14 protein-coding genes are annotated in these 17,592 nt (G+C 66.3%); 5 read left to right on the top strand and 9 right to left on the bottom strand.

What is annotated here, in order from left to right:
* Window positions 1-27: 27 nt before the first annotated feature.
* The 4 genes from KW845_RS00210 to mnmC all read right to left on the bottom strand — a co-directional run bounded on the left by KW845_RS00210 (window position 28) and on the right by mnmC (window position 6,317).
* Window positions 28-681, bottom strand: coding sequence for a methionine ABC transporter permease (locus tag KW845_RS00210; RefSeq protein ID WP_218367191.1), 654 nt, complete (start codon window positions 679-681; stop codon window positions 28-30).
* Complete coding sequence (locus tag KW845_RS00205; RefSeq protein ID WP_218367190.1) at window positions 638-1,726, bottom strand: methionine ABC transporter ATP-binding protein; 1,089 nt, start codon at window positions 1,724-1,726, stop codon at window positions 638-640. Before KW845_RS00205 ends, KW845_RS00210 begins: the two co-directional genes overlap by 44 nt.
* A gap of 233 nt (window positions 1,727-1,959) precedes the next feature.
* Window positions 1,960-4,185 (bottom strand): glycoside hydrolase family 31 protein, encoded by a 2,226-nt coding sequence (locus KW845_RS00200; protein ID WP_218367189.1) that lies wholly within the window; start codon window positions 4,183-4,185, stop codon window positions 1,960-1,962.
* 245 nt (window positions 4,186-4,430) lie between these two features.
* Window positions 4,431-6,317 (bottom strand): FAD-dependent 5-carboxymethylaminomethyl-2-thiouridine(34) oxidoreductase MnmC, encoded by a 1,887-nt coding sequence (mnmC, locus tag KW845_RS00195; protein WP_218367188.1) that lies wholly within the window; start codon window positions 6,315-6,317, stop codon window positions 4,431-4,433.
* A gap of 149 nt (window positions 6,318-6,466) precedes the next feature.
* Here mnmC and KW845_RS00190 point away from each other — a divergent pair, with 149 nt between their 5' ends.
* Window positions 6,467-7,339: an inositol monophosphatase family protein gene (locus tag KW845_RS00190; RefSeq protein WP_218367187.1), complete on the top strand. Its 873-nt coding sequence runs from the start codon at window positions 6,467-6,469 to the stop codon at window positions 7,337-7,339.
* Window positions 7,340-7,366: 27 nt separating this feature from the next.
* Here KW845_RS00190 and KW845_RS00185 read toward each other — a convergent pair whose 3' ends face one another.
* Window positions 7,367-9,040, bottom strand: a complete 1,674-nt coding sequence (locus KW845_RS00185) for an AMP-binding protein (protein WP_218367186.1) — start codon at window positions 9,038-9,040, stop codon at window positions 7,367-7,369.
* 79 nt (window positions 9,041-9,119) lie between these two features.
* Between KW845_RS00185 and KW845_RS00180 the strand changes: the two genes are divergently transcribed.
* Window positions 9,120-10,328: a M20 aminoacylase family protein gene (locus tag KW845_RS00180; RefSeq protein ID WP_218367185.1), complete on the top strand. Its 1,209-nt coding sequence runs from the start codon at window positions 9,120-9,122 to the stop codon at window positions 10,326-10,328.
* Between the two features lie 66 nt (window positions 10,329-10,394).
* Here KW845_RS00180 and KW845_RS00175 read toward each other — a convergent pair whose 3' ends face one another.
* From KW845_RS00175 to KW845_RS00165, 3 genes are read right to left on the bottom strand one after another with little or no spacing between them, the layout of a single operon-like run.
* Window positions 10,395-11,393: a tripartite tricarboxylate transporter substrate binding protein gene (locus KW845_RS00175; protein ID WP_218367184.1), complete on the bottom strand. Its 999-nt coding sequence runs from the start codon at window positions 11,391-11,393 to the stop codon at window positions 10,395-10,397.
* A gap of 21 nt (window positions 11,394-11,414) precedes the next feature.
* On the bottom strand, window positions 11,415-12,215 hold the full coding sequence (locus KW845_RS00170) for an SDR family NAD(P)-dependent oxidoreductase (protein ID WP_218367183.1): 801 nt from the start codon (window positions 12,213-12,215) through the stop codon (window positions 11,415-11,417).
* Between the two features lie 58 nt (window positions 12,216-12,273).
* Complete coding sequence (locus tag KW845_RS00165; protein ID WP_218367182.1) at window positions 12,274-13,830, bottom strand: class I adenylate-forming enzyme family protein; 1,557 nt, start codon at window positions 13,828-13,830, stop codon at window positions 12,274-12,276.
* 158 nt (window positions 13,831-13,988) lie between these two features.
* On the opposite strand from KW845_RS00165, the gene KW845_RS00160 reads away from it, so the two are divergent.
* The gene (locus KW845_RS00160; protein WP_218367181.1) at window positions 13,989-15,002 is read left to right on the top strand and encodes a LacI family DNA-binding transcriptional regulator; all 1,014 of its coding nucleotides are present in this window, start codon (window positions 13,989-13,991) and stop codon (window positions 15,000-15,002) included.
* A gap of 46 nt (window positions 15,003-15,048) precedes the next feature.
* Here KW845_RS00160 and KW845_RS00155 read toward each other — a convergent pair whose 3' ends face one another.
* The gene (locus KW845_RS00155; RefSeq protein WP_218367180.1) at window positions 15,049-15,939 is read right to left on the bottom strand and encodes a LysR family transcriptional regulator; all 891 of its coding nucleotides are present in this window, start codon (window positions 15,937-15,939) and stop codon (window positions 15,049-15,051) included.
* A 111-nt stretch (window positions 15,940-16,050) separates the two neighbouring features.
* On the opposite strand from KW845_RS00155, the gene KW845_RS00150 reads away from it, so the two are divergent.
* Both KW845_RS00150 and KW845_RS00145 read left to right on the top strand, forming a co-directional pair.
* A complete protein-coding gene (locus KW845_RS00150; RefSeq protein ID WP_218367179.1) occupies window positions 16,051-17,094 on the top strand; it encodes a YeiH family protein in 1,044 nt (347 codons plus the stop codon).
* An 80-nt stretch (window positions 17,095-17,174) separates the two neighbouring features.
* A complete protein-coding gene (locus KW845_RS00145; protein WP_218367178.1) occupies window positions 17,175-17,582 on the top strand; it encodes an acyl-CoA thioesterase in 408 nt (135 codons plus the stop codon).
* Window positions 17,583-17,592 lie beyond the last annotated feature (10 nt).

Here is a 17,592-nt window from a genome sequence, read left to right as displayed (position 1 = left end):
TTCCGGGTAAGAAAGCTTGGCAAAAACTCAGCGATGCGACATGCGGCGTACCAGCCAGTCGCCCAGGCCCTGCACGACTTGCACCAGCACCACCAGCACCACCACGACGGCCAGCATGACATCGGGCTGGAAGCGCTGGTAGCCGTAGCGTATGCCCAGGTCGCCCAGGCCGCCGCCACCGATGGCGCCAGCCATGGCCGAATAGCCGATCAGGCTGATCACGGTGACGATGGTGGCGGCCACCAGGCCGGGCAGCGATTCCGGCAGCAGCACTTTCACGATGATCTGCAGCGGGCTGGCGCCCATGGCGCGCGCGGCGGTCAGCAGGCCGGAATCCACTTCGCGCATGGCGTTTTCTGCAATGCGGGCCATGAACGGGATGGCCGCCACCGACAAGGGCACGATGGCCGCAGTGGTGCCAATGGACGTCTGCGCGATCAGCCGCGTGAACGGGATGATGGCCACCATCAGGATGATGAACGGCACCGAGCGGGTAATGTTGACGACCGCGCCCAGCGAACGATTCACGGCCAGGTTCTGCAACAGCGCACCGCGCGCGGTCACCACCAGCACCACGCCCAGCGGAATGCCCACCAGCACGGCGATAAGGCTGGGCACGCCCACCAGCAGCAGCGTATCAAGCAGCGAAGTGGCGAGCAGGTCGATCAGTTGCGGACTCATGGACTATTTCTTCTACAGGAATATCTCGGGCGGCCAACGCGGCCAGGGCCTGGCCCAGTGCGGCGGGTGTGCCTTGCACCAGCACGAACAAAGTGCCAACGGCAACGCCCTGGATGTCTTCGATGCGCGCCTGCACCAGGCTGACGTCCAGCTCATGCTGGCGCGTCAGGTCGGACAGCAACGTGCCCGCCGAGGCGCCGCCGGCCAGCCGCAAGCGCAGCAAGCGCACGACGCTGTCGGGCCGCGCGGCCTGCAGCTCGGCAATGCGTTCACGGGTGGCCGCCAAGGTGGCATCGGTCAGGTCCGAAGCCGTGGCGGCCGACACCATGGCGCGCGTGACCTCGTGGCGCGGCGTGGCAAAAATATCTTGCGTGCGGCCCATCTCCACGACTTCGCCCTGCGACAGCACGGCCACCCGGTCGCAGATCTCGCGCACCACTTCCATCTGGTGCGTGATCATCACCACGGTAACGCCGGTCTGGCGGTTGATGTCGCGCAACAGCGCCAGGATGTTGTGCGTGGTTTCCGGGTCCAGCGCCGACGTGGCCTCGTCGCTCAGCAGCACATCCGGGTCGTTGGCCAGCGCCCGGGCAATGCCCACCCGCTGCTTCTGGCCGCCGCTGATCTGGCTGGGATAGCGATCGCGCAGGTGTTCCAGGCCCACCAATGCCAGCAGCCGTTCCACCTTGGCCGGGATCTGCGCGCTTGGCAAGCCGGCGATTTCCAGCGGCAAGGCCACATTGCCGTACACCGTGCGGCGCGCCAGCAGGTTGAACCCCTGGAACACCATGCCGATGCGGCGACGCTGACTGCGCAACCGGGCCTCGTCCAGGCCGGTCAGGGCCGTGCCGCCAATGACGATCTCGCCGCTATCGGGGCGCTCAAGCAAGTTGATGCATTGAACCAGGGTGCTTTTGCCGGCCCCACTGGGACCAATGATGCCGAACACCTCGCCCGGCTCGATATGCAGGCTGATGTCGCGCAATGCCTCAAAGCGTCCGTGCGGGGTAGCGTAGGTCTTTGAGAGGTTTTCGATGTGAATCATGACGTTGCGATTGTGGCGGACCACACATCCAAAGAGAACGACAGTTTGTTCTCTTTTTAATAACTTTTAGTTATAAAAAAGGCGACCGGGCGCGGTCCGACGCGCGCCGAACCATAGCACACCCCCCGCCACACAAAACAGGTGCCACTAGACCGGGGACGCAGCGGAGCCGGCTCCGCCGGTCCGCCAGCGTCGCCCCCTGGGGGGAAGCGCGCAGCGCTTCGGGGAGGAACCTACCTAGCTCGCGAAATGCGAACTTCGGCGCCGCGCCGCTTGACCTCCAGGCCTTCAGAGGGAAGGATGCGCAGGCCTTCCAGGCCCTTGATATAGCTGGAGCCCTGCATCTGCATCACGCGGATCTTGTTGCGCATGACCACGGGGTTGTGCATGGGCATGCCGAACATCCAGACTTCGTCCAGGATGCGGGCCGAATTGAATTCGCCGGCATGCTGCGCCACCGGCCCCAGGCACAGCATGTGCCCTTCGCGGCCAAAGACCGGGAACTTGTCGGTACCGCACTCGATCGTCCAGGTGGTGCCGCCTTCATAGCGGTGGCCGGTGTTCAGGTCCCACCAAGCCTCGCCCTTGGGCAGGTATACGCGCACGCTGTTGCCAGGCTGGGTAACCGGTGCCACCAGCAGCGCCGGGCCCAGCAGGTATTGCAGGTCCCAGTCGTGGGCGGCGGGATCGTGCGGGAAGCTCAGCGCCATGGAACGCTGCACGGGCAGGCCGGTACGCACGGAATCTTCGATGGCGCCCAGCACGTACGGAATCAGGCGATAGCGCCATTGCAGCCAGGTGCGGGCCTGCCCGAGCGCGGCGTCGCCAAACGACCAGGGCAGCAAGGCGGAAACGCCCTGGAAGCAGAAATTGGCCGAGAACACGCCGGCCGTCAGCCAGCGCAGGTACAGCTCGGGCGTCATGCCGTCCAGCGGCGCGGTGGCCGAGCCGATGGAATGCACTTGCACCGGCACGCCGCTGGCGCCGATGGACAAGGCCGTACGCAGGGTGTGCTGCAGGCCGGCCCAGTCGTTGGTGACTTGCGGGCCGACTTGCCAGGGCAGGCGCTGCGCCGCGGGGAAAAGGTCGGTGCTGGGCACCACCCCTTCGGGCGGCACCTTGTGGCCGGCCACGGCATCGAACAACGCCCGCCGCGCCAGCAGCGGGTACATGGTGCGCAGCGCGGCGCCGGTTTCGCCGTTGCGCGCGCTGACACCGTCGGGAATGGCGATCTGGGCGTCACATGCAGGCGCGTCCAGGCCGTCTTCGAGCAACTGGCGGTGGCGTTCGATCCACAGGTTGTAGACGTCGCGGTAAGTCAGGTCCAGCAGGCCGTAAGGCCGGCCGGCGGTAACGGCGTTGCCGTCGAATACCTGGGCGCTGCCATCGTCGCGCGTCAGCAGCCAGCCGCGGTCTTCCAGTTCCTCGAACAGCAGGCTGGACTTGATCACGCCCGGGAAGCCGGTGGCGGCCACGTGCACGTGGTGCTTGTGGAACAAGGCCAGCATCTGGCGCGCGTCGGGAAAACGCTGTGCATCCCATTCGAACACGGTCTTGTCGGCCTGGAAGCCCCAGGCCGCGGGCGGGGCCAGCTTGACGGCGTCCAGCGGCAGTTGCATTTCACGCATCTGGGCGACCAGGGCCGCCGTTTCCGTGGGCATTTCGCCCTCGGCCTGCTGCAACCAGGCACCCATGGCCCACAGCACCGGCTGCCCGGCACGGCCGGTCAGGGCCGTGTATTGGTTCAGGATCTCGCCGGGTTCGCCGGCGAACAGGAACAGGTCCAGCACGCCCTCTTCGACCGCCACGGTATAGGCGGTGTCGGCGGGTGTCACACCCACGCCATGCTGCACGCGTCGCATGGTATTGACGTACACCCCCCAGCCCCGGGGGCTCCAGGCCAGCGGCAGGGCGCGATGTTCCGGGTCGTCGGACACCACCGCTTCGTCGCGGCGGTTCAGGTCGCCCGGGGTTTCGCCCAGCCCATAGACACGTTCACCGGCCTCGAGCGCGAACGCGGCGTTCCAGACGGCATGCTCGGCTTCATCGAGCGCGTTGTGGCCGAAAGCGGGCTCGTGCGCCGAAGCGTCGGACGCCAGAATCGGGGCGTCGCCGCGATACAGCGTGATGCGCACAGGATCGGACTGGATTTCCAGTGCGACATCGCCCTGGACAATGCGCCAACCGCTGCCGTCGTCACGCGGCGCGATGGTGCATTCGCTGACGGCCTCTTGGCGCGCCAGCAGCATTTCAGCGATGGCCCGCGCGCGTGCGCCGGGCTTCTCGTCAGTAAGGAGATTCGCCTCGCCGCAGCGCAGGCGAAACACACCAGGCGCATGCGCCTCGACTACCAGATGCAAACCGTCGCCCGCATCGAAATCGATGCGGCTTGGACGCGACGACAGCAGCTCGACGGATTCGAGCTGGGTAGTATGGGCATAGTCGAATTTGGGCGGCACAGAGCATCCCCCGGCTTAAGCCAAAAAACCAATTAAAAGACGCTATTTTGACGGATTTGGCCTTCGAAATAAACTCGGTCCCTTTTTTCGTGTGGAATTGACACGCGGGACCCGTCAGAAATCCCCATGCTGGCGGGCACAACGACTACTTACTCTCGCCCCGCCCAAGGCTGCCGGACGCGCGCTACGGCACGGTTTTGCGGTGATCGTCCGGTATCGCGATGGCTTCTGCGCGGCCGCGGGGCCTAGCGCGGAGCCACGGCCGCCAGCAGATCAGCCGGCAGCGGCAGGGGTTCGCCTTGCAGGCAAGCGGCGATCAAATCGCCCGTCAAGGCCGACCAACTCAGCCCGCGCGAGGCATAACCGGCAGCCAGCCACACCCCCGGCGCATGCGCCAGCGGTCCCACCGCGGGCAGGCGCCCGGGCAGCACAGCCCGCCAGCCGGCCCACCCGGGCAACTGCCCGGGCTGCAGGCCCGCCCACCCAGCGGGCAGTTGGCCCAGCAGCCCGGCTGCCTTGCGTAGATTGGCCTGTTGGCCGCAGGCGCTGACTTCGGCCACTGCGGCGCCGTGTTCGTAGGTGCTGCCCGCCACGCACCAGCCGTCGACCGGGGGCAGCAGGTAGCCCTCGCCGCCCACGATGCAGCGCGGCCCCCCGGCCCACCCCTGGGCGGGCAGCAGGCTGACCTCGCCCGCCAGCGCGTGCATCTGTGCCATGCGCGGCAACGCATCCAGCAGGCCGCTGGCGCGCAGCAACGCCTGCGCGCCGAACGCATTGGCAAGCACGACGGTAGCGCCCTGCCCCAGGACTTTCCCGCCGGCCGCCAGCACCTGCCAGCCGTCGGCCACGCGGCGCAACGCAGCCGCCTGCGCGCCGATCCGGCGCACGCCGGGGGTGTCCAGCAGGGCCGGAATCAGGGACGCGGGCCGTACCAGCAGGCCGTCGGCAAAGAACACGCCCCCCCGCGCCAGCGGCACACCCGCCAGCGCGGCCGCTTCGTCGCGGTCGACCGTACGCACCCAGTCGGCGGGAAATTGCAATTGCCGCAGCGTTTCTTCCAAGGCCGCGGTGCGGCCGGCATCGCGCTCGAGCTGCAGCGTGCCGCAACGCCAGGGCGCCGCGCCGGGCGGCAAGGCGCCCCAGCGCGCCATCGCCCGCTGGCTGCCGGCCCGCGACAGGCGGGCGCGTGGATTGTCGTCGCGCGCAATGACCGGCGTCAGCGCCGCGGCCACGTGCCCCGCGTGCGCCGAATCGGGTCCGGCAGCATCGATCACGCATACTTGCCGGCCGCGCAGGGCCAAGGCCTGGGCCACGCCCGCCCCGGCCAGGCCGCCGCCCACCACCAGGACTTCGCCGCTACCCGCGCCATCGGCGGCGCGCGCCACGGCCCAGGCATCGTCCACCGCCGGTGCGGACTGGGGCGCGCGCACGCCCGCTGTCATATGCCATTTGCCGCCGTAGCCAGCCTGCCTGCGTACCTGGAACCCCGCATCTCGCAAAGCCTGGCGTACATGACCCGCGCTGGCCCACGTAGCCAGCGTGGCATCGGGTGCGGCCAGCCGCGCCAGATCGCGCATCAGCGCAGGCTGCCAAAGATCCGGATTGCGATCAGGCGCGAAGCCATCCAGAAAATAGGCGTCGACGCTGGCGCGCAATTGCGGTGCCAGCGCGGCCGCGGTGCCGAATGCCAGGGTCAGCGTCACCGCCCCGTCTTCGAATTCCAGGCGATGCAGGCCGGGCAGGCAGGCGGGCCATTGGTCGGCCAACTGGCCCACCAGGCCCCGCAGCGCCTCGGGCGCCAATTGCCGCAGCCAGCCGCGCAAGGCCGCCTGGGCAAACGGATGCGCCTCGATCGACAGCATGTGCAACCTGCGCGGCCGCGCCGGGTCGTTGCGCCAGGCATGCCATAGCGCCAGGAAATTCAGGCCCAGGCCGAAACCGGTCTCGCACACCGTGAAGCCCTGCCTGCCCCGCCAGCGTTCCGGCAGGCCGTTGCCACGCAGGAACACATGCTCGGCCTGCCCCAGCGCGCTGTCGGTGCAATGGTAGACATCGCCGTACAAGGCGCTGCGGAATTGCCCATCGGGGCCAAATTCGGCGGCAGGGGGAACCAGGGGTACGTAAGCAGGCATGGATACAAGACAATCTGGGGGGGTAAGCGTGGCGCGGTGCCAGCATGCTCAAAGCGACAAACCTGTGACGTTGGCTGAAAGCCACGCCGAACGCCACGATTTGCGGCCAATCGGTGGGCGGGCAGCCGCATAGGCTTACACTGACTTTCATGCCGACGACAGAACCTACCACGACCCAGGCCCCACCGCTGGACTTGGCTGCCGCCATCGACACGGCCGTCTCGGCGGCCCATACAGGCGCCGCGATCCTGCAATCGTACGCGCACAACCGCGCAGACCTGGTGATCGACCACAAGGCCCGCAACGACCTGGTATCGCAGGCCGACCGCGAAGCCGAGACGGCCATCATCGAATCGCTGCAGGCGCGCACGCCCGAATTCGGCATCGTGGCCGAAGAAACCGGCGGCGCGGCGCAAGGGCCGGCCACCTGGTATATCGATCCGCTGGACGGCACCACCAATTTCCTGCACGGCATCCCGCACTATGCCGTATCGATCGCCCTGGTCGCGCATGCCGGTACGCGTGTGTCCGGCGGCGGTCCGCTCTCCGAAGACACGCCGGTGATCGGGGTCGTCTACGACCCTTGCCGCGAAGAACTGTTTACCGCCGTGCATGGCATCGGCGCCTGGCTCAATGGCCGGCGCATCTCATGCTCGCGCACGCAGTCGCTAAGCGATGCGGTACTGGCCACAGGATTCCCGTTCCGCGATTTCTCGTTCGCCAGCCAGTACATGCCCATGCTGCAAGACGCCATCTGCACCGCCCGTGGCGTGCGGCGCATGGGCGCGGCCGCACTGGACCTGGTCTGGACTGCCTGCGGGCGGTACGACGGCTACTGGGAAATGGGCCTGGCCCCATGGGATGTGGCGGCAGGCACGCTGATCCTGCGCGAGGCCGGCGGCGTATGCCACGACATGCATCGGCAAGACCCCTGGCCCGTGGGCGGGCGCGTGGTGGCCGGCAACCCGGCCATTGTCGATGCGCTGCACGAATTGGTAAGCCCGCACCTGCAGGCTTTCTGAACCGGGCGCCACGCGCCCGGCTTGCCGCTACGCGTTATCGGGCCGCAGTTCGCGGCGCAGTATCTTGCCCACGTTGCTCTTGGGCAGTTCGTCGCGAAACTCGACCGCGTGCGGCCGCTTGTAGCCCGTCAGCTTTTCCTTGCACCAGTCGATCACCTGCGCTTCGGTCAGGGCCGGGTCTTTCTTCACGACAAAGGCCTTCACGGCCTCGCCGGAATGCTCGTCGGGCACGCCCACGACCGCGCATTCGAGCACGCCCGGATGAGAGGCGATAACGGCTTCGACTTCGTTGGGGTACACCTTGAAGCCCGACACCGCGATCATGTCTTTCTTGCGATCGACGATACGGGTGTAGCCCTTGTCGTCCATGATGCCGATGTCGCCGGTTCGGAAGAAGCCATCGCTGGTCATGCAGCGCTCGGTTTCCTCGGGCTTCTGCCAATAGCCCAGCATGACTTGCGGGCCCCGGATGCAGACTTCGCCACGTTCGCCCAGCGGCACGGCCCTGCCGTCGTCATCCAGTATGGCCACGTCGGTCGAGGGCAGCGGCAGGCCGATGGATCCGGAATATTCGCGCGCGTCGGTCGGGTTTACGGTGGCCACGGGCGATGTTTCGGACAGGCCGTAGCCTTCGATCAGGGGATGCCCGGTGATCTGCAGCCAGCGCTCGGCCACCTGGCGCTGCACGGCCATGCCGCCGCCCAGCGTCAGGCGCAGCCCCGAGAAATCCAGCTTGGCGAAGTCGGCGTTGTGGGCCAGCGCATTGAACAAGGTGTTGACGCCGGGGAAGATATTCACGCCCGCCTTGCCCCACGCGCTGATCAGGGCGGGCTGGTCGCGCGGGTTGATGATCAGCAGGTTGCGCATGCCCGCGTAGATGCCGAACAGGCCGCAGACGGTCATGGCGAACACGTGATACAGGGGCAGCGCGCTGATGATGGTGAGTTGGGTGTTTTCCAGGTCGCGCAGCGCGGGGCGCGCCACCGCCTCGAGCTGCAGCACGTTGGCCACCAGGTTGCCATGCGACAGCATGGCGCCCTTGGGCACGCCCGTGGTGCCGCCCGTGTACTGCAGCACGGCCACGTCGTCGTGCCGCAGCGTGGGCGGGGTGAACGACGCGGCCGCCCCGCGGGCCAGCACCTGCGGCAGGCGCAGCGCGCCGTCGATGTGCCAGGCGGGAATCATGCGCTTGACATAGCGGGCTGCCAGGTTCACCAGCGGCGCCTTCAGCCCGCCCAGCAGGTCGCCCGGCCCGGTGACCACCACATGCCGCAGCGCACCACGGTCGGCGACGCCCTGCAGCGTATGGGCGAAATTTTCCAGTATGACGATGACTTCGGCGCCGCTGTCGAGCATTTGCCGCTGCAGTTCGTCCGACTTGTACAACGGATTCACATTGACCACCACGTGCCCGGCACGCAGCGTGCCCAGCATGCACACCAGGTAGGCCGGCACATTGGGCATCATCAGGGCCACGCGCGCGCCCTTCTGCAGCCCCAGGCCCTGCAGCCAGCCCGCGAAGGCACGCGCGTGGCGGTCGAGGTCGGCGTAGGTCAGGTCGGTGCCCATGGACGTGCATGCCACGCGCCGCGCATGGCGGGCGCAGGCCTGGTCCAGCAAGCCGGTCAGCGATGCATGGGGTTCGATGGAGATCTCGGCGGGAACGCCGTCGGGATATTGCGCGAGCCAGGGACGTGACATGTTGGGCCTCCGTGCATGTTATTGGCGATTTTGCTTGATAATACCTTTGTTAGCCTTGCCCTAATCCAACGAGACTCCGATGAACCTGCTCGAACCCATCGTTGCATGGCACCGCGATATCGCCAGTATCCGGCGCGACATCCATGCCCACCCCGAACTGGCTTTCGAAGAATTCCGCACCGCCGACGTGGTCGCCGCCCGCCTGCAAGAATGGGGTATCGAGATCGACCGCGGCCTGGGCGGCACCGGCGTGGTCGGCATCATTCGTGGCGACACCGACAGCCCGCGCGCCGTGGGGCTGCGCGCCGACATGGACGCGCTGCCCATGCAAGAAGCCAACACCTTCGAGCATGCCAGCCAGATCCAGGGCAAGATGCATGCCTGCGGGCACGACGGCCATACCGCCATGCTGCTGGCCGCGGCACGCTACCTGGCGCAGCATCGCGATTTCGCCGGCACGGTATATGCCATCTTCCAGCCGGCCGAAGAAGGCGGCGGCGGCGCCAAGCGCATGATCGACGATGGCCTGTTCAAGCGCTTTCCCATGGAAGCCGTGTTCGGCATGCACAATTGGCCCGGTCTGGAAGTGGGCCAGTTCGGCCTTACAGCCGGCCCCATCATGGCCTCGAGCAACGAGTTCATCATCACCATCCAGGGCAAGGGCACGCACGCCGGCATGCCGCACCTGGGCGTCGATCCCGTCATGACGGCAGTGCAATTGGCGCAATCGCTGCAAACCATCATTACGCGCAATCGCAACCCGCTCGATGCCGCGGTGCTCAGCATCACGCAAATCCATACCGGCAGCGCCGACAACGTCGTGCCCAACCAGGCCGTCATGCGTGGCACCGTGCGCACCTTCACGCTCGAAACACTGGACCTGATCGAGCGGCGCATGCAGGAAATCGCGCGCCACACCTGCGCGGCGCTCGATTGCGACGTCGAATTCGATTTCCGCCGCAACTATCCGCCCACCATCAACCACGCCCGCGAAGCCGCGTTCTGCACCGAGGTACTGCGCGGCATCGTCGGCGCAGACAAGGTCAACGACCACGTGCAGCCCACCATGGGCGCCGAAGATTTCGCCTTCATGCTGCAGGAAATGCCGGGCTGCTATGTCTGGATCGGCAACGGCAGCGGCGGGCACCGCGATGCCGGGCACGGCATGGGCCCCTGCATGCTGCACAACGGCAGCTACGACTTCAACGACGACCTGCTGCCGTTGGGCGGCACGTACTGGGTCGAACTGGCGCGCCAGTGGCTGGCGCGGCCGGCCGCTGGAACATGACGCGCCCACCTCACGGCGGCGGCGGCTTCCCAGAATGCCAGGTTTTCGACGTTCCCTGGCGCCTGCTTATTTGGACGCTGAATCCGGCGCGCAGCGCGCCGGCACCGAAGAGCAAGGCAGTTTGCCCACCACGTCGGCCCACTTCCTGGATTCGGCAGCCACCCGTTGGGACAGGTCATCCGGACTGCCCGGCAACACGCTATAGCCCATGGCGGCCAACTGCTTGCGATAAGCGGAATCCTGCTGAATGCGGTTCAGCGCATCGTTCAATTTGCCGACGATTTCCTCAGGCAGGCCGGCCGGCCCGATCAGCGCGAACCAGCCCCCGGCGTCATAACCCGGGACGGTTTCGGCAATGGCGGGCACTTGCGGCAACGAGGCGGCGCGTTGACTGCCGCTGGTGCCGAGCGGCTTGGCCTTGCCCCCCTGGATCAGCGGCATGGCGCCGCCCAGCACATCGAACATGAAATCGGTACGGCCGGCCAGCACGTCCACCATAGCCGGGCTGCCACCGCGATAGGGAATGGCATTGAACTCCGTGCCGGACATCTGGCCGAGCAATGCGCCAGCCAGGTGATTGCCGGTACCCACCCCGGACGAGCCATACGTGACCAGGCCGGGCGATTGACGTGCGCGGGCGAGCAGGTCGGCCACACTGGCAATCGGCGACTGCGCCCCCACCACCAGCACATACTGGAATGCCGCGTAGGAACCTATCATTGAAAAATCGCGTACCGCGTCATACGGCAGCCGCGATGTGTGGGGCGCGACGGTGTGCAGGCTGTTGGCGGTGGCTGCCAAGGTATAGCCGTCGGGCTCGGCGCCAGCCAGGCGTTGCAGGGCAATCGCGCCCGCCGCACCCGTGACGTTCTCGGCCACCACCTGCTGACCCAGCACCTCGCTCAATGCCGCGGCCATCAGCCTGGCGGCCTGGTCCGTGGCGCCGCCCGCCGCCAGCGGGACCAACAGCCGGATCGGCTTGGACGGCCAAGCTTCTTGGGCGGCCGCGCCGGCGGCGCACAGCCCTGCCGACAACAACAGCAACTTTCCGAGTGTATTTTTCATGGCAACGGCTCTCCTTTGTCGTCAATGAGGCAACGAGCAGGTAATGCCGCCGTCGACGGGCATCACCACGCCGGTGACATATTTGGACTCTTCCGATGCGAAGAACAATGCGGCATGGGCGATGTCCCACACATCACCCATGCGTTTCATGGGCACGGATGCCGACCTGGCCTGGCGCATCTTCTCGACATCGCCCCCGTAGAACGACAGGATGGTTCCGTAAATGCGGGGCGAGTCGATCAGGCCGGGCATGATGCAATTGCAGCGGATGTTCTCGGCGGCGTACTGCACCGCCACCGCCCGGGTCATCTGGTTCAGGGCAGCCTTCGAAGCGTGATAGGCGATGAAGGGATGCCCGGTCCAGGCCACGCTGGCAATCGACGAGACATGAATAATCGAGCCGCCGCCCTGGCGCTGCATGACGGGGATCACCGCCTTGCAGCCGAACAGGGCGCCCTTGGCATTCACATCGAACACACGGTCCCAGTCTGCCTCGCTGGTCTCCACCGGCCCGCCTTTCACGTTGGCGCCAGCGTTGTTGTGCAGGATGTCCACGCGGCCAAACTGTTCGACGGCCAGCCGCACCGCGCGCTCGACCTGTTCCTGGTTCGCCACGTCGGCCTGTAGGTGAATCGCTTGCCCGCCCTCTTGCCGAACCCGTTCCGCGGTGCGCGCCGCGGCCGCTTCGTCGAGATCGACCGACACGATGTTCGCGCCCTCGCGCGCGAATGCCACCGCAGTCGCATTGCCATTGCCCCAGCCATCGCTGACGCAGCCAGCGCCCAGAATCAACGCCGTCTTGCCTTGCAGACGTTCTGCCATGCCTTGTCTCCTGTTATCGAAATGTCATACGTCCATGCGCCGCCGCTCTCATGCGGGCTCAGATTTGCCGCGGGCGGCCGGTCCAGAAGCGTTCACGGATTTCCCGCTTGAGAACTTTCCCGACCGGGCTGCGCGGCAACTGCTCCCAAACCTCGATACTGCGGGGCGTTTTCATGGCGCCCAGGCGTTCGCGACAGTGGGCCAACGCGGCCTCGCCGTCCCATTCGTAGCCAGGTTTGAGCTCGACGATGGCCTTCACCGACTCGCCCCACAATTCGTCAGGCACGCCCACCACCGCGCAGTCGCTCACCGCGGGCAACGACCACAGCACTTGCTCGATCTCGCCGGGGGAAATATTGAAGCCGCCCGACACGATCAAATCCTTGAGACGGTCGACGATGTAGTAATAGCCCGCCTCATCCATGTAGCCAACGTCGCCCGTATGCAGCCAGCCATGGCGCAAAGCGTCGCGCGTCTTGTCCGGATCGCGGTAGTAGCCCTTCATGACCAGATCGCCCTGCACCACGACCTCGCCGCGTTCGCCCGGGCCGAGCAGGCGTCCCTCTGGGTCCATGATGGCGACGCGCACCAACGGCGAAGCCCGGCCGCAACTGGCCAGTCGATGGCGTTGTGCCGGATCGGCCAGGATGCGCGCGTGGTCCTGCGCTGTCATGCAGGTACAGACAAATGGCGCCTCGGCCTGGCCATAGGCCTGTACCATCACCGGACCGAACACCTGCAGCGCCTCGAGCAATTTGTCCACCGACATAGGCGCGGCCGAATACACGAAGTACTGCAGGTGGCGATAGTCGTGCGCCCGCACATCGGGATGGGCAAGCAGTTTGTAGATCAGGGTCGGCGGCAGGAACAGCTGCGTCACGCGATACTGTTCGATCGCGCGCAGAATCGCGCCGGCTTCCGTAGTTGGCATGATGATGTTGACGCCGCCATACGCCATGGTGGCGAAAGCCACCGCCCCGGCCGCATGCGACAACGGCGCCACCGCCAGGTGCACGGGTGGGGCGGTCACCGGCATGGACGAGAACCAGTTGGCCAGCAACGCGCCATACACCCGGTGCGTCACCATGACCCCCTTGGGCAGGCCGGTGGTGCCGCCCGTACCCCGAATCGCCACCACATCATCCGGCATGGCCGCGGTGCGTACCGGCGTGCTGTCCTGCGCGGACGCCCAGCTTGCCAGGTCCGGCACGCAGTCCAGCGCCTGATCGATGCAGACGATGCCGCGCAATTGCGGCATGGCCGCGCGCAGCAGGCCAATCTGGTCGGCAAATGCGCTATGGATGAACAGGAATTCGCATCCGCCACGCGCCAGGATATTGGCATTCTCTTCGGCGGCATTGCGCGCGTTCACGGGCAGCCAGACGCCTTCTGACCGCACAATGCCCAGCACCGCCGCCATGGTCAGTAGATGATTGGCGCTCAACAGGCCCACCTGGCTGGACCGTGTTACCCCGGCGGCGTGCAGGCCATTGGCGATTCGATGTGACAGTTCCGCCACCTGCCCATATGCCAGTGTGCGGCCCCCGGGCTCGACCAGGCACGGCGCATCCGCGCCCAGGCTCACACCCCGGTCAAAGAAATCGATCAATTGCATTGTCTGTCTCGGTTCCCTTGCTCCATTCGCTTGCTATACACACGGCTATCGTGAGTGCCTGCAACGCAAATATGAAAACGTTTCTAGGTTGTATGGATTAGCCTATAGTTGGCTTGCAGCGACCACAATCCTGTGGAACGTTTTTATTCTGGTAAACCATGAGTAAACGGATATCGGTCAGGGATGTCGCGGCCGCGGCGGGGGTGGCTGTCGGCAGTGTCTCGCGCGTGCTCAACGACAGCGGCTATGCCAGCCAGTCGCTGCGCCGCCGCGTCCTGGAAGCGGCCGAACGGCTCGGCTATGAACCCGACTTCACGGCCCGGCATCTGCGCACCGGCCGCAGCAAGACTATCGGCTACCTGCTGCCCAATATCGCCAACCCTTTTCTCGCTGCGCATCTCAGCGAAGTCGAACGCCTGACCCAGGCGGCGGGTTATTCACTGTTGGTCGGCAGTTCCGAGCATCCGTCGCGCGACCGCGAATTGGTCGCCTTTTTCGAGAACCGGCGTCTCGAGGGCATCATTGCGTCGCCCAGCTACGAATATCCGGACCCCCGGGTATGCCCGTTCACGCAATGCAAGCTGCCGGTGGTGATCGTCGACCGCGCGATGGGACACGACTTCGACACGGTGCAGATCGATCACGCCGATGGCATGCGGCGAGCCACCGACTACCTCTTGACACTGGGCCACCGGCGCATCGCCCTGTTCGTCTCGAGCGCCAGCCTGCGGCCCGGCCGCGAGAAACTCATCGGCTACCAGGCAGCGCTGCATGCGGCAGGCATCCCTTACGACGATGCGCTGGTCTACATGCCGAACTCCTGGATTGAATCCTCGCGCCAGCGCATGGCGCAGCTGCTGGCGCTGCCATCGCCGCCCACCGCCATCATCGCGCTGGGCACGCGCATGCTGTCGGGCGCCATCCATGTCGCTCACGAGGCCGGCATGGCCATACCGCGCGACCTGTCGGTCATCGGCATTGGCACCATGGAAACACTGGATCTGATGCGCCCGCCGGTTACCGCGTTGCGCTATAGCTTTGAGCGCAGCGCCCAAATCACCGTACAGCTGATGATGGAGCGCATCTCGGGCGCCGGGCCGCTCGAACCGCGCAAGGTCACCATCCCCTGGGATCTTGTCATCGGCGCATCGTGCACGTCGCGGGCGGCCTGAAGCCGTAGCGTGGGCGCCTTCAGGCGTTCGTGCGTACGCTGGCGGCTCAATCCGGCCGCGTGCCCTGCGCGCGGCACATGTCCAGGAAGCGCTCGGCCGCCCGTGCCGATGCATGTGCGTGCGGCACCAGGATACTCAGCGTGCGGGTCAGGGGCCGCGGCAATATTCGTATTGCCGCCAGCGTGCCGTCTTCATGCCGCATCGACATCAGGGACACGAACCCGATGCCCAGGCCGGCACGCACTGCCTGCTTCACTCCTTCGACGCCCGCCAGCTCCAGCCCCACCGCAGGCGACAGCCCGGCGGTATCGAACGCGCGCTCGACCAATTGGCGTACACCCGAGCCTGGCTCACGCATGACCAGCGGCGAATCCGCCAGGTCGCGCAGGCGCGCCGCGCCCTTGCTCGCCAAGGGATGATCGGCGCGCGAAACGGCCACCACCTCATCTTGCCGCCAACCGTGCACGGCAGTATCGGCCGGCAGGCCCACCGGCACTTCGCCCTCGATGAAGGCCAGATCCAGCACCGGCAGGCGCTCGACGATCTGGCGGGTATTGCCGTCGGACAGGTGCAGGCTTATCGAAGGAAACCGCTGGCGGAAGTCGGCCACCAGGGCAGGCAGCAGATAGCTGGCCGGCGTCGTGCTGGCCCCCAGGCGCAGCGTGCCGGTTTCCAGGCCGCGCCAGGCTTCGCGGGCAGCATGCGCCTGGTTGTACACCTGGCGCAACTGGCGCGCCTGCTCGGCCAGGCGCTCGCCGGCCGCGGTCAGGGCCACCCCGTGGCCGCTGCGGCGATATAGCGGTTCGCCGAACCAGTCCTGCAACAGGCGCAACTGGCCCGATACGGCCGGTTGGGACAGGTGCAGCATGCCAGCCGCCCGGCTGATATTGCCGGTATCGGCCACGTAGGCGAAGGTCAGGAGCTGGTCTGGCGTCATGGGCGGCTCGATATTGGAATTTCTTATATTTAATATCGAAATTAAAGATTTCTCAAATAATACACGCGGATTTAATATTGCTATAAGTTATTTAGATATACCTATTCCCGAATGTCTTCTTCTACCGCCTTGCCCCTGGCCACCCCCTGGCGCGACAAGCTCAACGGCGTGCTGTTCGTGGCCCTGATGACGGTTGCAGTCATGCAGTTGAGCGACCTGCCGGCCATCCACCAACTGGGCTTCTCGCCGCTGGTGGTGGGCATCGTGTGCGGCATGCTCTATGGCAACTTCTTGCGCGGCACCATGCCGGTCGACTGGGCGGCCGGCGTCAATTTCACCGCCCGGCGGCTGCTGCGCATCGCGGTGGCCTTCTATGGCCTGAACATCAGCATCCAGCAGATTGCCGCCGTGGGCCTGCCCGGGCTGGCCGTATCCGTGGCAGTCGTGGTGGGCACGCTGGTACTGGGCACGGTCGTGGGCCAACGCCTGCTGGGCCTGGACCGCGACACCGCCATGCTGACCTCCGCCGGCAGCGCCATCTGCGGCGCCGCGGCCGTGCTGGCCTTCGAACCCACCCTGCGGGCCGCCCCCCACAAAAGCGCCGTGGCCGTGGCCACCGTCGTGTTGTTCGGCACCCTGTCGATGTTCCTGTATCCGGTGCTGTATCACGCCGGCTGGCTGTCGCTGGATACCCAGGCGCTGGGCATCTATATCGGCGGCACGGTGCACGAAGTCGCGCAGGTAGTGGGCGCGGCCAGCAACATCGACCCGGCCACGACCGAAGTCGCCACCATCGTCAAGATGACGCGCGTTGCCCTGCTGGTGCCAGTATTGCTGGTACTGGGCCTGTGGCTGCGCAGCGCAGCAGCCCGTGCCGAACCGGGCCGGGACAAGGCACGCCTGCCCATCCCCTGGTTCGCGGTCGGCTTTCTGGTGCTGGCCATCGTCAACTCGCTGGCCATCCTGCCGCCCGACCTGGTCAACGCCATCCGCCGGCTGGACGTTTTCGCGCTGACCATGGCCATGACCGCGCTGGGCATCGAAACCCGCTTCAGCCAGATCCGCAAGGCCGGCCCGCGCGTGCTGGCGCTGGGCCTGATCCTGTATGCCTGGCTGTTGCTGGGCGGCTACGGCATCGTCAAGCTGGCCGCCTAGCGGAGCGGCCCCGCCAGTGCCGCAGGCGACGGCGTTTTCCTGCATAATCGGCCCGTCTTCACCTGGACAGGAGCGGGCCCATGCCTTCCGCCAATATTCCTCCCACGAAGCTGCCCGCCGGCCGGGATCCCGTGCTGCGTGTCATGCCCATGCCGGCCGACGCAAACATCCACGGCGATGTCTTCGGCGGCTGGATCATGGCCCAGGTCGATATCGCCGGCTCGGTCCCGGCGGCGCGCCGCGCGGCCGGGCGGGTCGCCACCGTGGCAGTCAATGCCTTCCAGTTCAAGCAACCGGTGTTCGTGGGCGACCTGCTCAGCTTTTACGCCACAATAGTAAAGACTGGCACGACTTCGGTTACCGTATCGGTCGAGGTCTATGCCGAGCGCCATCGGCTCGACGCGGAAATCGTCAAGGTTACCGAGGCAACCCTGACCTACGTCGCCACCGACGAAGCCCGGCGCAGCCGCCCCCTGCCCACTCTTTAAGCCGTTTCAC

This window comes from Bordetella sp. BOR01, assembly GCF_019218885.1.
In the GTDB taxonomy this organism is placed as follows: domain Bacteria; phylum Pseudomonadota; class Gammaproteobacteria; order Burkholderiales; family Burkholderiaceae_B; genus Bordetella_A.
Note: the sequence above shows the minus strand (reverse complement) of the source record. Positions and strands in the feature narration are given on the sequence as shown.